Source organism: Plantibacter sp. CFBP 8798 (assembly GCF_014841195.1).
Lineage (GTDB): Bacteria > Actinomycetota > Actinomycetes > Actinomycetales > Microbacteriaceae > Plantibacter > Plantibacter auratus.
This window is the reverse complement of sequence record NZ_JACYTS010000002.1, coordinates 957,581-970,558: the sequence shown is the minus strand read 5'-3', so window position 1 is coordinate 970,558 and position 12,978 is coordinate 957,581. Positions and strand designations below refer to the sequence as shown.

Here is a 12,978-nt window from a genome sequence, read left to right as displayed (position 1 = left end):
GTTCTCCTTCGTGCGATTGCGATGGTGGGTGCTGCGCCGGACGGCGAGCGGATGGTTATTCGGGGACCGTGACGTCGCCGATGACGATGTCGGCCATGGCGGTCCCCTCGAGGAGCTTGTAGTTCGCGCCGATGATGGCCACCGTGCCGGCGGCGACCGCGTCGCTGATGAGCTCGGACCTCGAGACGACCTCCATGACGGTACGCCGCAGGTGGCGGCGACCGACCTCCGAGGAGTCCACCGCGGTCGCGTCGATCGGGGCAGGTCCGGCGACGGCGCTCACCGCGGGGACGATCTGCTGGATGAGCCGGTCGATGTACGGCGGGAGCGGGACGGCGTCCTCCGCCTGCGAGTCGATCGCCGCGCGGACGGCACCGCACTCGTCGTGCGCGAGCACGAGGATGAGCGGGACCTGCAGAACGCCGACGGCGTACTCCAGGGTGCCGAGCACCGAGTCGGAGACGATCTGGCCGGCGTTTCGGACGACGAAGAGGTCGCCGAGTCCCTTGTCGAAGATGATCTCGGCCGCGAGACGGGAGTCGGAGCAGCCGAAGATGACCGCCTCCGGGGCCTGGGAGTGCGCGAGCGTGGCGCGGCGTTCGACGTCCTGCCGGGGGTGTGCGGGCTGACCGGCGACGAACCGCGCGTTACCGCGCTGCATCTCGCGCCAGACGGCACCGGGGCGCTTCTGGGTCATTCTGAGTCCGTTTCTGCGGGGGCGCCCGACGGGGCGTCGAGGTTGGCGGTGACCCCGGTGCGCACAGAGCGTGCGACATCGAGGACGTACTCGGACTTCGCCGTGCCGAACACGGCGATCGTGCTCCGACCGGCGACGGTCGACAGGGCGTACGCGACGTTGCCGTCGTCGGAGCCGCTGCCGTTCGCATATTCGACCCACTCGACGCCGTCGATGGTGACGGTTCCGGTGGGCCGGGCTTCGTCGAGCTCGGCGAGGAGCCAGGTGTCGTTGGCGTCCACGCCTTGGACGAGGCCGACGAACTCGTCGTCGGGGGAGATGAGTCCGACGTTCCATGAGCGGATGTCGGGTGTGCCGGCGACCGGTGAGGCTGCGGTGCGGACGTCGGCGTAGTTGCTGCCCCAGTCGTCGCCGAGCTCGGGGGTGAGGAGTGGGACGGGGAGGTCGGGCTGCGCCTGACCGGCGAGCTGCGCGTAGTCGACGGTCGGGCGTTCCGGGGCCTCACCTCGGGGCACGGCCAGCACGATCACGACCACGAGGCCGACCGTGGCCAGGAGCGACAGGACGAGGTTGTTGACGGTCTTGCGCGAGCGGTACAGGCGGGAGTTCTCCGCCTTGCGGTCGGCGGTCTCCTGCGGCGTCTCGGGGCGGCCGAGCTCGGCCACGACGCGCGGCGGCTTGGTGTCCTTCACCGCGATGCGTCCGGAGTGCCGGATCCGAGCTGGGCGGCGCGAGCCGCGTCCAGCCGTGCCTTCGCGCCGATCAGCCACTCCTCGCAGCGCTGGGCGAGCTGTTCGCCGCGCTCCCAGAGCCGGAGGGAGTCCTCGAGCGACGCCGAGCCCTGCTCCAGTTCGGACACGACACGCACGAGCTCGTCGCGTGCCTGCTCATAGCTGAGCTCCTGGACATCGGAGGGGGTTGGCATGCTTCTATCCTATTCGTCGTCGGTCCGGGCGGCAGCCGTGGCCGGGCCGGTACTGGAGGCGCCGATCGCGCCGGAGGCGAGGGTGACCAGGAGCTCCGTCCCGGCGGGGGCGTCGCCCTCCGCGCGGATGACCGCGCCGCCCGGGACACCGGCCTCCGGGTCCGCTCGCTGGACGATGGCGTAGCCGCGGTCGAGCGTGCGCTGCGGCGACAGGGCGCGGAGGTGCGAGCGGAGCTCCGTCACCTCGCGCTGGGAGCGCTCGACGGCGCGGTCGATGAGCTCGGCCCCCCTCGCGACCGTGCGGGTCAGCTCGTCCGCCCGCGAGTCGACGATCCAGGACGGGTCGGCGAGCGCGGGACGCGTCCGGAGCGTCGCGAGCCGGTCGATCTCGTGACCGAGCAACGAGGTCACCCGGGAGGACAACCGGACGCGGGCCTGCTGCACGCGAGCGAACTCCTCCGCGACGTCGGGGACGACCCGCTTGGCGGCGTCGGTCGGTGTGGAGGCGCGGAGGTCGGCGACGTCGTCGAGCAGTGGGCGGTCCGCCTCGTGGCCGATGGCGCTCACGAGGGGCGTGGTGCAGGCGGCCGCGGCTCGGACCACGCGTTCGTCGCTGAACCCGAGGAGGTTCTGGAAGTCGCCGCCGCCACGCGCGACGATGATGACGTCGACCTCGGGGTCGGCGTCGAGCGTCTGGAGAGCGCTCACGACGTCGCCGGGGGTGCGGTCGCCCTGGACGGCTGCGTGGACGACGCGGAACCGGACTGACGGCCAGCGCAGCTCCGCGTTGCGCAGGACGTCCTTCTCGGCGTCGGAGTCCTTGCCGGTGACCAGCCCGATGCACTGCGGAAGGAACGGGAGCGGCCGCTTGCGCGACGCGTCGAAGAGCCCCTCGTCGGCGAGCTGCCGACGGAGTCGTTCGAGTCGCTCGAGGAGGTCGCCGATGCCGACGTGCTTCATCGCCATGACCTGCATGGTGAGCGTGCCGCCCTTGAGCCAGTAGTTCGGCTTGACGAGCGCGACGACGTGGTCACCCTGCTTGAGGTCGGCCGGGATCTTCGCGCGGACTGACGACCAGATGGTGAACCCGACCGTCGCATCGATCTCGAGGTCTTTGAGCTTGCCGTAGACGTTGCCGCCCGAGGCGCCCCACTGCGTGATCTCGCCCTCGACCCAGACCGTGCCGAGGCGGTCGATGTAGTCGCGGAGCTTCGTGCCGAGGAGCGCGACCGGCCAGGGGGCTTCCATGGTGGCCGGTGCATCGCTCATCCCTCAAGCCTAGCCGCGAGCACCGACGGCGCGGGGTCGCGGACCACCCGACCGTTCACGGCCGACTCCCGAGCGCTGCCGCGTAGAATCCACACGTGACCGATCTCCGCGACGCCCCAGCCATCGGCCTCGGCATGCCGAGGCTCCGACGCATCGCCGGACGCCTCGCAGACCTCCCCGTCGCCGGCGAGAAGCGCGTCCTGCTCGCCGCCCCTCGTGGTTACTGCGCCGGCGTGGACCGCGCGGTCGTCGCCGTCGAGAAGGCGCTCGAGCACTATGGCGCGCCGGTGTACGTCCGGAAGCAGATCGTCCACAACGTGCACGTCGTCGATCAGCTCGAGGCCCAGGGCGCGGTGTTCGTGGAGGAGGTCGATGAGGTGCCGTCCGGCGCGCACATCGTCTTCAGTGCGCATGGCGTCTCGCCAGCCGTGGTCGATGCCGCCGCCGACCGTGGGCTGCTCGCGATCGACGCCACCTGCCCGCTCGTCACCAAGGTGCACCGCGAGGCCGTGCGCTTCGCCCGCGACGACTACGAGATCCTGCTCATCGGACACGAGGGGCACGAGGAGGTCGAGGGGACGGCCGGTGAAGCGCCCGACCACGTCACGCTCGTGACGAGCCCGGAAGCCGTCGACGACCTCGTCGTCGCCGACCCCGACAAAGTCGTGTGGCTCTCGCAGACCACGCTGTCGGTGGACGAGACCATGGAGACGGTCCGCCGCCTGCGCGAGCGGTTCCCGAAGCTCCAGGATCCGCCGAGCGACGACATCTGCTACGCGACCCAGAACCGTCAGGTCGCCATCAAGAAGGTGGCCCAGGACGCTGACCTCGTGATCGTGGTCGGGTCGGCGAACTCCTCGAACTCGGTGCGCCTCGTGGAGGTCGCCCTCGAGTACGGCGCGAAGGCCGCCTACCGCGTCGACTACGCGCACGAGATCCAGCAGGCCTGGCTCGACGGCGTCGTCACGGTCGGTGTCACCAGCGGCGCCTCCGTGCCGGAGGTCCTCGTCGACGAGGTCCTCGAAGAACTCTCCGGAGCCGGCTACGGCGCGGTGCAGGAAGTCAAGACGGCCGAGGAGGACCTCATGTTCTCCCTGCCGAAGGAGCTGCGCAAAGACCTTGCCGGCACGACCGATCCGCGCGCCCTGGGAGGGCGTCGACCATGAGCGAATCCCGCCCCCGTCCGCAGTTCGGTGAGTACGCGTCCCCCGAGGAGCAGCGTGCCCGGATCGCCGAGCCCATCGACGAACAGCGGGCGGAGGAGCTCGGCATCGCACCGGTCGTCCCCGTCGAACGGCAACCGCGGCAGCAGCAGGAGCCGACCCTCCGCGAGCAGACGCGTGAGCAGGCGCATGAGCCTGGGGTGGTGCAGCCGGGCGCTCCGACCGTGGCCGCCCGACGACCCGTCGCCGGAGACCGGATCGCGACGTCGATCCTGCTCGGACTCGGCCTCGTCGGCCTGATCGTGACCATGCCGGGTCTGCTCGACCTCCCCGGCCTGATCCGCCCTGCACTCGTGCAGATGGGTGTCTCGGGGTACTCCTCGGACGGCCTCGCGAGCGCCATGGGCATCCTGGCGCTCGGTCTCCAGATCGCCCTGTGGGTGGGCGCCATCATCCTGTCGAGCCGGTCCCTCCGCGCGGGTCGACTGACCTTCTGGATCCCGCTCGTCGCCGGTGTCGCAGCGAACCTGGTCGTGGTGATCTGTCTCGCCGTGGCCATGGGTGCCGACCCGGCGTTCATGGAGTACGTCCGCTCGCAGCAGCCGTAGTCGTCCACGCACGAAGAACGGGCCCGGCAGCGATGCCGGGCCCGTTCTGTACGTGCAGGTGACTAGGAGGTGCTGGTGCCGTACGAGCCGAGCTGCTTCGTCGACTCCAGGACGCGAGCGGCCATCGCCGACTCGGCGACCTTACCCCAGGCGCGCGGGTCGTACACCTTCTTGTTGCCGACCTCGCCGTCGAGCTTCAGCACACCCTCGTAGTTCGAGAGCATGTAGCCGGCGATCGAGCGGGTGAACGCGTACTGCGTGTCGGTGTCGATGTTCATCTTGACGACACCGTTCGCGACGGCCTCGGCGATCTCGGCGTCGGTGGAACCCGACCCGCCGTGGAAGACGAGGTCGAGCGGCTTGGGGCCGTGGCCGTACTTGGCGGTGAGGCCGTCCTGGATGGTCTTCAGCAGCTCGGGCTGGAGCTTGACGTTGCCGGGCTTGTAGACGCCGTGCACGTTGCCGAAGGTGAGGGCGGCCATGTAGCGACCCTGCTCGCCGAGGCCGAGCGCCTCGACGGTCGCGATGGCGTCGTCGAGCGTGGTGTACAGGTGCTCGTTGATGTCGTGGCTGACGCCGTCCTCTTCGCCGCCGACGACGCCGATCTCGACCTCGAGGATGGCGTTGATGGCCTTGGTGCGCTTCAGCATCTCGGTCGCGATCTCGAGGTTCTCCGTGAGCGGGACCGCCGAGCCGTCCCACATGTGGGACTGGAAGATCGGGTTGCGACCGGCCTTCACCTCTTCTTCGGAGGCGGCGATGAGCGGCATGACGAAGCCGTCGAGCGCGTCCTTCGGGCAGTGGTCGGTGTGGAGCGCGACGGTGACGGGGTAGTTCTTGGCGACCTCGGTCGCGAACTTCGCGAAGGCGATCGCGCCGGCGGCACGGTTCTTCACGGTGTGGCCGGCGAAGTAGTCGGCGCCGCCCGTGGTGACCTGGATGATGCCGTCGGAACCGGCCTCGGTGAGGCCCTGGAGGACGGAGTTGATGGTCTGGCTGCTCGAGACGTTGAACGCCGGGTACGCGAACCCGTTCGACTTCGCCTTGTCGAGCATCGCTGCGTACTGTTCCGGGGTGGCGACGGGCATGTCTTCTCCTTGCGTGGGGACGATTCGCCTTGAAGTCTAGTGACTCGGGCTCCGAGGCATACGGCACGATGGGGACATGATCGAGCGCACTCCGGACACCGACCTCCTCGACGGCTTCCTCGACGCCACGAGGGCCGCGGCTGCCGCCGTCGCGGGTCTCGTCGGAGGTGGAGACGGCATGCGCATCGACGGGGTCGCCGTCGATGCGCTCCGCCGAGCGCTCGAATCGCTCCCGGTCGACGGGCGCGTCGTCGTGGGGGAGGGCGAGAAGGACCGGGCGCCCATGCTCTTCGTCGGGGAACGTTTCGGCACGGGAGCGGGGCCGGCGATCGACCTCGCCGTCGACCCCGTGGACGGCACGAAGCTCGCTGCCTCCGGGAAGCCGGACTCCGTCGCCGTGATCGCCATCGCCCCGCGCGGTGCGATGTTCGACATCGGCCCGGCGTACTACCTCGAGAAGCTCGTCGCCGCTGGCGGGGGACGCGAGTTGTCGCTGGCCGACCCGATCGCGGTGACCCTCGACCGGCTCGCGGCCCGGCTGGGGCGGCCGGTCGAGCAGCTGCGGGTCGCGGTCCAGGACCGTCCGCGGAACGCGGCGACCGCCCAGGCCGTGACCGCCGCCGGTGCCGAGCTCGTGAGCTTCATGGACGGCGACGTCGCCCTGTCCCTGCGGGCCGCGGCCGCCGACGGCGACCTCGATCTGCTCCTCGGTGTGGGAGGAGCCCCGGAGGGCATCCTCACGGCTGCCGCGGTCCGGGCCCTCGGCGGGTGGATGACGGCGCGCTTCGCACCGCAGTCGCCGGAGGAACGTGCGCGGCTCGTCGAGGCAGGGACCGATCTCGACCGTGAGGTCCCACTCGACGAACTCTGCCGCGATGACGCCTGGCTGCTGCTCAGTGCCGTCACGTCGACCGCGCTCGCCGCCGGAGCCGAACTCGCCGGAGTCCAGGTCGAAGCGGACGGCGGTGTCATGGTCGAGTCCGTCGTCGTCGGTCCCGGGAGCCCGCTGACGAGGTCACGGAAGCGCCTCGATCGAGACGCACCCAGCGGCCTTCCCAGCCCGGTTCGATAGGCTGAAACCCTCATCCACCGAAGCGTCGTGTCCCACGAGGCGAGCGATCCATGGAGGATCCAGTGACCCAGCCTGAAACCGGCTCCCACTATCTGCAGCCCGACCGCAACCTCGCCATGGAGCTCGTGAGAGCGACGGAGGCCGCCGCGATCCGGGCGGCGCCGTTCATCGGGCGAGGCGACAAGAACGCCGCCGACGGCGCAGCGGTCGACGCCATGCGAGCCTTCCTCGGCACCGTCAACTTCGACGGCGTGGTCGTCATCGGCGAGGGCGAGAAGGATGAAGCGCCCATGCTGTTCAACGGCGAGCACGTCGGCAACGGCCGCGGCCCGTCCTGCGACATCGCCGTCGACCCGATCGACGGCACGAGCCTCACCGCCGCCGGGCGTCAGAACGCCCTCTCCGTCATCGCCGTGTCCGACCGCGGCAGCATGTTCGACCCGTCCGCGGTGTTCTACATGGACAAGATCGTCACCGGCGCCGACGGCATCGGTGTCGTCGACATCAGCCAGTCCATCGGCGACAACATCCGCGAGCTCGCGAAGGCCAAGGGCAAGCAGCCCGAAGACATCCGCGTCGCCGTCCTCGACCGACCGCGCCACGCGCAGCTCATCGAGGAGATCCGCGCGGCCGGTGCCGGGACGCGACTGCTGCTCGACGGCGACGTCGCGGGTGGCATCAACGCCGCGCGCTACGACTCGCGGATCGACATGTGCGTCGGCATCGGCGGCACGCCTGAGGGCATCATCACCGCGTGTGCGGTGAAGGCGCTCGGCGGGCTCATCCAGGGCAAGCTCATGCCGAAGGACGACGCCGAGCGTGAGCGTGCGCTCGCGGCCGGTCACGACCTCGACCGCGTCCTCGGCGCGAACGACCTCGTCCGAGGCGACAACACGTACTTCGTCGCGACGGGCGTCACCCACGGTGAACTCGTCGACGGTGTGCAGCGCAAGGGTCCGATCATCCGCACCGAGAGCCTCGTGCTGCGGTCGCGTTCCGGCACCATCCGTCGCGTCGAGGCGGACCACCTCGCTGCGAAGTGGCTGTAGCCGCTCCTCCAGCAGAGCGAAGCGCCCGGTTCCACCTCACGGTGGTGCCGGGCGCTTCGTCGTGCGGTGCTCGTGCCGGTCAGTCCTGCAGCCGGTGCGCGAGTCGCGCCTCGAGCTCGCTCGGCTCGCTATCGGACGGCTCCGGCGAGGGCTGCGCCTCCGGTGCGGTGAGGCGCTTCGGTGAGGCGTCGCTCTGGCTCACCTGACCGATGACCGTCGCCTCGTCGAGGCCGTCGAGCTTGCGCGCCGTGACGAGCACGCGGGTCTCGAACGACGAGGCGAACTGGTTGTAGTTGGTGACCGTGCTCTCGATGGACCGGCGCAGGCGGTCGGCGTGGTCCGACAGCGTCGAGAGCCGCTGGTAGAGCTCCTTGCCGAGGTCGAACAGTCGCTTCGCGTCCTCGGTGAGGACGTCCTGCTGCCAGGTGAACGCGACCGTCTTGAGGACCGCCCACAGGTTGACGGGGGAGGCGAGGGCGACCCGTTTGCCGAAGGCGTAGTCGAGCAGGCTCGCGTCGGCCTCGAGTGCTGCGGCGAGGAGTGACTCGCTCGGGATGAAGCAGATCACGAACTCCGGGCTCGACTCGAGGCCGCGCCAGTAGCCCTTCGCCGCAAGGGCGTCGACGTGCGACCGCACGGCCTTCACGTGCTGCGCGAGGAGGGCGGTACGTCGTGCGGCTTCCTCGCCTGTCGCCGTGACGGGGATGGTGCTGGCTTCGAGGTACTGCGCGAACGGCACCTTCGCGTCGACCGCGATCGACTTGCCGCCGGGCAGTCGCACGACCATGTCGGGTCGGCCGATGCCGTTGTCGGACGTGATGCTCGACTGCAGGTCGAAGTCGACGCGCTGCGTGAGGCCCGCGGCTTCCACGACGTTCCGGAGCTGGGTCTCGCCCCAGACGCCGCGGGTGGCGTTGTTGCGGAGCGCCGAGGCGAGCGACTCCGTCGTGGACCGCAGGCGTTCCTCGGACTCCGAAGCCGTCTTCAGTTGTTGGGCGAGCTCACCGTGCTGGCGGCTGCGCTGCTGCTCGAGTTCCGCGACCTTCGCCTGCATGTGCTCGAGGCTGTGCTGCACGGGCGCGAGGGCCTGCAGGACCTGGCTCTCCTCGTGTTCCTGGCGCGATCGTCGTTCGGCGTCGGCGCGGTGGCGTTCGGCGAGCTCGCGGTACTGCTCGCGCTGGGCGTTCAGCTCGCGCCCGAGACCGTCGGCAGTGGCGTCGAGTGCGGCGAGTTCTGCGCGCAGCGCGGCCCGGAGTTCCGCCTCCCGGGCGGACGCATCGGCGAGGAGTTGCGCCTGCTGGCCGCGGAGGTCGGCGAGCTGGGCGGTGTGCCTGGCCTCGAGCAGCGCCGGGTCGACCGAACCCGTGCCGGTGCGCCGCTGCAGCAGGAGGACCGCCACGGCTGCGCCGATGACGAGTCCGATGAGGAGGCCGATCCCGAGGGCGAGTGCGCTGTCCATGCCCTCAGTGTGTCGCGGGCCGCCGACATCGCTCGGAGGCCGCGCGGCGACCGCGGTCTCAGGCGGCGACGGCTGTCCCGATCCGGCCGATCTTCACGCTCGTGAGCTGCGCGAGTTCGGCGATCGAGGAAGCTCCATGGCGGGCGGCGGCGTGGATGATGATGTGCGCGGAGGCCTCGGCGTCGCCGGTGGCGTCGTGGTGCTGGAAGTCGTCGAATCCGGCGGCGAGGGCCGCCACTGGGAGCCGGTAGGAGTCGAGCTGGTACGTCTTGCGGGCGACGTTGAGGCTGCACAGGTAGCTGAGGTCGGGGCAGTCGAGGCCGGTGGCGGCGCAGCCACCCCGGATGACGCCCATGTCGAAGCCGGCGTTGTGGGCGACGAGGGCGTCACCCTGGGCGAAGTCGAGGAGCGTGTCGAGCTGGTCCGCCCAGCCCGGCGCCCCGAGGACGTCGGTGGCGACGATCCCGTGGATGCGGGTGTTCCACTCGAGGAACGCGTCGTGTCCGGCAGGGGGCTGGATGAGCCAGCCCGCGCGGTCGACGACGATGCCGTCGCGGACCCTGACGAGGCCCACGCTGCAGGCGGAGGCGGATGACGAGTTCGCGGTCTCGAAGTCGATGGCGGTGAAATCCAGTGGCACGTCCTCACCCTCGCACCAGCGTCCGACACCGCTCGGGTGGCACGCCGTGGGCCGCTCGATCGACGGTGCCGATCCGTCCCCGGAGCGGAGGCGCGACCCACGGGGACGCGCGGCCAAGTACGATAGACCCTCGTGGCTCTTACTCTCGGCATCGTCGGCCTGCCCAACGTCGGCAAGTCCACCCTGTTCAACGCGCTCACGCGCAACAACGTGCTCGCAGCGAACTATCCGTTCGCGACGATCGAGCCGAACGTCGGCGTGGTCGAACTGCCCGACGCCCGGCTCGGCAAGCTCGCGGAGATCTTCGGCAGCGAGCGCATCCTGCCCGCCGCGGTGTCCTTCGTCGACATCGCCGGCATCGTCAAGGGCGCGAGCGAGGGGGAGGGTCTCGGCAACAAGTTCCTCGCGAACATCCGTGAGGCCGACGCCATCGCGCAGGTCGTCCGCGGCTTCGCCGACCCCGACGTCGTGCACGTCGACGGCGATGTGAACCCGGCCTCCGACATGGAGACCATCAACACCGAGCTCATCCTCGCCGACCTCGAGACGCTCGAGAAGGCCGTCACCCGGTTCGAGAAGGAGGTCAAGGGCAAGAAGCTCGACCCCTCCGTCCTCACGGCGGCGAAGGAGGCGCAGGACGCGCTGAACGCCGGCACCCCGCTCTCGGCGACGAAGATCGACCTCGCGCCCATCAAGGAGCTCGGTCTCCTCACGGCCAAGCCGTTCATCTACGTCTTCAACGTCGACGAGGACGTCCTCCAGGACCAGGCGAAGCTCGACGAGCTGGCGGCCCTCGTGGCGCCGGCGAAAGCCGTCTTCCTCGACGCCAAGCTCGAGTCGGAGCTCGTCGACCTCGACGAGGACGACGCCCGTGAGATGCTCGAGTCGACCGGCCAGACCGAGTCCGGCCTCGACCAGCTCGCACGCATCGGTTTCGCGACGCTCGGCCTGCAGACCTACCTCACGGCGGGCCCGAAGGAGTCGCGTGCGTGGACGATCCCGCAGGGTGCCAAGGCGCCCCAGGCGGCCGGCGTGATCCACACGGACTTCGAGAAGGGCTTCATCAAGGCCGAGGTCATCTCGTTCGACGACCTCGTCGAGACCGGCTCCGTCGCCGAGGCCCGCTCCAAGGGCAAGGCCCGCATGGAGGGCAAGGACTACGTCATGCAGGACGGCGACGTCGTGGAGTTCCGCTTCAACGTCTAGCCCGTCGAAAGCGCACGTCGCGTCGTCGACCAGCCCCAACGTCGACGGAATGAGCGCTCTCGGTCGTGGCTACCGCTTCCGCCGCTGTTCCGCGATCCACGTGTGATCGGCGATCGCGGCTGAGACGGCTTCGCGATACTGCGCGCCGTCTGCACTGCGGTACAGATCCCTGCTGAAGAACTGCGATGCAGGTCGGTAAGGCGCACTGTTGTGGACACGTCTGGCGAGGTCGGACAGGACATCGTGGTCGCCCGCGAGGTAGGCGGCGAGCTCGGTGTCGTTCAACCGGATGAGCGCGGAATCGTCGATGAGAGCGCTGTAGCTGTACCTCGCGTCGAGGTAGAGCGAACCCTCCTGCTCGACGAGGAACCACATTCCCGGTTCATGGTCGACGTAGCGCATGTCCATGCCTCGATTCTCCCGGAGGTCCGGAGGTCCGGAGGTCCGGAGGTTCGGGTAGGGGTGTTCCTACCATGAACGGGTTCATCGCAAGGAGTGTGTAACGACTCGCGTTATTAACGAGGTGCGTTATACCCTGCTACGATGATCAGGTCGTTCGGCAACCGGGATACCGAGCGATTGTGGCGTCGGGAACGAGTGCGGTCGATCGATCCTCGGATCCATCGGGTTGCGCTCCGGAAGCTTCGCCAGGTGGGTGCCGCAGAGATGCTCGACGATCTTCGGATCCCACCGGGCAACCGACTCGAGCCGCTCAAGGGCGATCGTGTCGGGCAGCACAGCATCAGGATCAATGACCAGTGGAGAATCTGTTTCGTGTGGACGGACACAGGGCCGGAGGAGGTGGAGATCGTTGACTATCACTGACTCGAGCGGCAAGCTCGCACCGATCCACCCCGGTGAAGTGCTCATGGAGGACTTCATCGAGGGGTTCGGCATCACGCAGAACAAGCTGGCGGTGTCCATCGGAGTCGCGCCACGTCGCATCAATGAGATCGTCCACGGCAAGCGGTCCATCACGGCAGACACCGCGCTCCGGCTTGCGAAGTACTTCGGCACTTCGGCGCAGTTCTGGCTCAACCTGCAGATGCGGTACGAGCTCGACCTCGCTGAGGATCGGCTTTCGCAACAGATCGCGGCGATCACGCCACTGAAGCCTGCTGCCGCGTAGCGTCATACTTCCACGCCGAGAGTGCGCGTTCTGTCGCCTGCGTAAGGGTTTCGGGACAGAACGCGCACTCCGGGTCGAGGCGATCGACCGTCACCACCACCGTCTGGCGCGAGGGACCAGGCCCGCGAGGGCTGCGAGCCCGGCGAACGCGCTGACCACCCCGAGGAAGCCCACGGGGGTGTCGCGGAGCGGTCCGATGACGAGTAGGGCGCCGACTCCGAGCGCTGCCACGCCGAAGCCGGTGCGCCAGTGTCGCCTGACCTTCGCCGCTGGGCGGCGGCCGGGCAGGTCGGTGGGTCGCGGGCGCGCGCGGCGCCGTTCACTCAGCGGCGGTCCGCCGTCGTCCGGCCCGTCGACGGCACGCCCGAACCCGTCGATCCACGGACCGGCACCGACCTCGGGGCAGCGGTCGTGGACGTTCGTGTCGCGGGTCGAGGCATCCGCCGGGTGGGTAGGCATGGCTGCGGCGAGATCCACGTCGAACCGGACGGAACCGTCCGGCAGGAGGGCGTCGTAGCCGACGAACCGCAGCGGCCGTCGGCGCCATCTCGACGTGCCACGGAACGCCGTCGCGCGGACGGCGACGGGACGGTCGGGCGATTCGCGCATGGATCGATGGTGGCACATCGGGTCACCGTCGTTCAGCACCCTGGTGCTTCCGACGTCTCTGCCG

Annotated in this window: 16 protein-coding genes; 7 read left to right on the top strand and 9 right to left on the bottom strand. The window is 69.5% G+C overall.

The genetic code is table 11. The annotated features are described in order from the left end of the window. Positions 1–55: 55 nt before the first annotated feature. The 4 genes from IFU30_RS11600 to xseA are packed head-to-tail and all read right to left on the bottom strand — an operon-like array spanning position 56 to position 2,891. The gene (locus tag IFU30_RS11600; protein WP_192005254.1) at positions 56–697 is read right to left on the bottom strand and encodes a carbonic anhydrase; all 642 of its coding nucleotides are present in this window, start codon (positions 695–697) and stop codon (positions 56–58) included. Beyond that, positions 694–1,389, bottom strand: coding sequence for a DUF4245 domain-containing protein (locus tag IFU30_RS11595; RefSeq protein WP_192005253.1), 696 nt, complete (start codon positions 1,387–1,389; stop codon positions 694–696). The genes IFU30_RS11600 and IFU30_RS11595 overlap by 4 nt, the downstream gene beginning before the upstream one ends. Continuing rightward, positions 1,386–1,622 carry an exodeoxyribonuclease VII small subunit gene (locus IFU30_RS11590; RefSeq protein WP_064296575.1) on the bottom strand — a complete coding sequence of 79 codons (237 nt, stop codon included), beginning with the start codon at positions 1,620–1,622 and terminating at the stop codon, positions 1,386–1,388. Before IFU30_RS11590 ends, IFU30_RS11595 begins: the two co-directional genes overlap by 4 nt. A 9-nt stretch (positions 1,623–1,631) precedes the next feature. After that, positions 1,632–2,891: an exodeoxyribonuclease VII large subunit gene (gene xseA, locus IFU30_RS11585; protein WP_192005252.1), complete on the bottom strand. Its 1,260-nt coding sequence runs from the start codon at positions 2,889–2,891 to the stop codon at positions 1,632–1,634. Positions 2,892–3,025: 134 nt separating this feature from the next. Between xseA and IFU30_RS11580 the strand changes: the two genes are divergently transcribed. Both IFU30_RS11580 and IFU30_RS11575 read left to right on the top strand, forming a co-directional pair. After that, positions 3,026–4,057 (top strand): 4-hydroxy-3-methylbut-2-enyl diphosphate reductase, encoded by a 1,032-nt coding sequence (locus IFU30_RS11580; protein WP_071261248.1) that lies wholly within the window; start codon positions 3,026–3,028, stop codon positions 4,055–4,057. Then, complete coding sequence (locus IFU30_RS11575) at positions 4,054–4,662, top strand: DUF6264 family protein (RefSeq protein ID WP_192005251.1); 609 nt, start codon at positions 4,054–4,056, stop codon at positions 4,660–4,662. Before IFU30_RS11580 ends, IFU30_RS11575 begins: the two co-directional genes overlap by 4 nt. Positions 4,663–4,724: 62 nt before the next feature. Here the strand turns inward: IFU30_RS11575 and fbaA are convergent, their stop codons facing one another. After that, positions 4,725–5,750 (bottom strand): class II fructose-bisphosphate aldolase, encoded by a 1,026-nt coding sequence (gene fbaA / locus IFU30_RS11570; RefSeq protein ID WP_085510491.1) that lies wholly within the window; start codon positions 5,748–5,750, stop codon positions 4,725–4,727. Positions 5,751–5,826: 76 nt separating this feature from the next. On the opposite strand from fbaA, the gene IFU30_RS11565 reads away from it, so the two are divergent. Further along, the gene (locus IFU30_RS11565) at positions 5,827–6,822 is read left to right on the top strand and encodes a fructose-bisphosphatase class II (RefSeq protein WP_192005250.1); all 996 of its coding nucleotides are present in this window, start codon (positions 5,827–5,829) and stop codon (positions 6,820–6,822) included. A 50-nt stretch (positions 6,823–6,872) separates the two neighbouring features. Then, positions 6,873–7,871, top strand: coding sequence for a class II fructose-bisphosphatase (glpX, locus tag IFU30_RS11560; protein WP_064296437.1), 999 nt, complete (start codon positions 6,873–6,875; stop codon positions 7,869–7,871). Positions 7,872–7,950: 79 nt separating this feature from the next. Here the strand turns inward: glpX and rmuC are convergent, their stop codons facing one another. After that, the gene (rmuC, locus tag IFU30_RS11555; protein ID WP_192005249.1) at positions 7,951–9,330 is read right to left on the bottom strand and encodes a DNA recombination protein RmuC; all 1,380 of its coding nucleotides are present in this window, start codon (positions 9,328–9,330) and stop codon (positions 7,951–7,953) included. A gap of 58 nt (positions 9,331–9,388) precedes the next feature. Continuing rightward, positions 9,389–9,970, bottom strand: a complete 582-nt coding sequence (locus tag IFU30_RS11550; protein WP_064296572.1) for an exonuclease domain-containing protein — start codon at positions 9,968–9,970, stop codon at positions 9,389–9,391. A gap of 132 nt (positions 9,971–10,102) precedes the next feature. Between IFU30_RS11550 and ychF the strand changes: the two genes are divergently transcribed. After that, positions 10,103–11,176 carry a redox-regulated ATPase YchF gene (gene ychF / locus IFU30_RS11545; RefSeq protein WP_124768990.1) on the top strand — a complete coding sequence of 358 codons (1,074 nt, stop codon included), beginning with the start codon at positions 10,103–10,105 and terminating at the stop codon, positions 11,174–11,176. A 69-nt stretch (positions 11,177–11,245) separates the two neighbouring features. Here ychF and IFU30_RS11540 read toward each other — a convergent pair whose 3' ends face one another. After that, on the bottom strand, positions 11,246–11,584 hold the full coding sequence (locus tag IFU30_RS11540; protein ID WP_191940772.1) for a hypothetical protein: 339 nt from the start codon (positions 11,582–11,584) through the stop codon (positions 11,246–11,248). Between the two features lie 135 nt (positions 11,585–11,719). Here IFU30_RS11540 and IFU30_RS11535 point away from each other — a divergent pair, with 135 nt between their 5' ends. Both IFU30_RS11535 and IFU30_RS11530 read left to right on the top strand, forming a co-directional pair. Next, entirely contained in the window at positions 11,720–12,001 is a 282-nt protein-coding gene (locus IFU30_RS11535; RefSeq protein WP_191940773.1) for a type II toxin-antitoxin system RelE/ParE family toxin, read from the top strand. Then, a complete protein-coding gene (locus IFU30_RS11530) occupies positions 11,988–12,305 on the top strand; it encodes a HigA family addiction module antitoxin (RefSeq protein WP_079705513.1) in 318 nt (105 codons plus the stop codon). The genes IFU30_RS11535 and IFU30_RS11530 overlap by 14 nt, the downstream gene beginning before the upstream one ends. A 90-nt stretch (positions 12,306–12,395) precedes the next feature. Here IFU30_RS11530 and IFU30_RS11525 read toward each other — a convergent pair whose 3' ends face one another. Further along, positions 12,396–12,914, bottom strand: coding sequence for a hypothetical protein (locus IFU30_RS11525; RefSeq protein ID WP_192005248.1), 519 nt, complete (start codon positions 12,912–12,914; stop codon positions 12,396–12,398). Positions 12,915–12,978 lie beyond the last annotated feature (64 nt).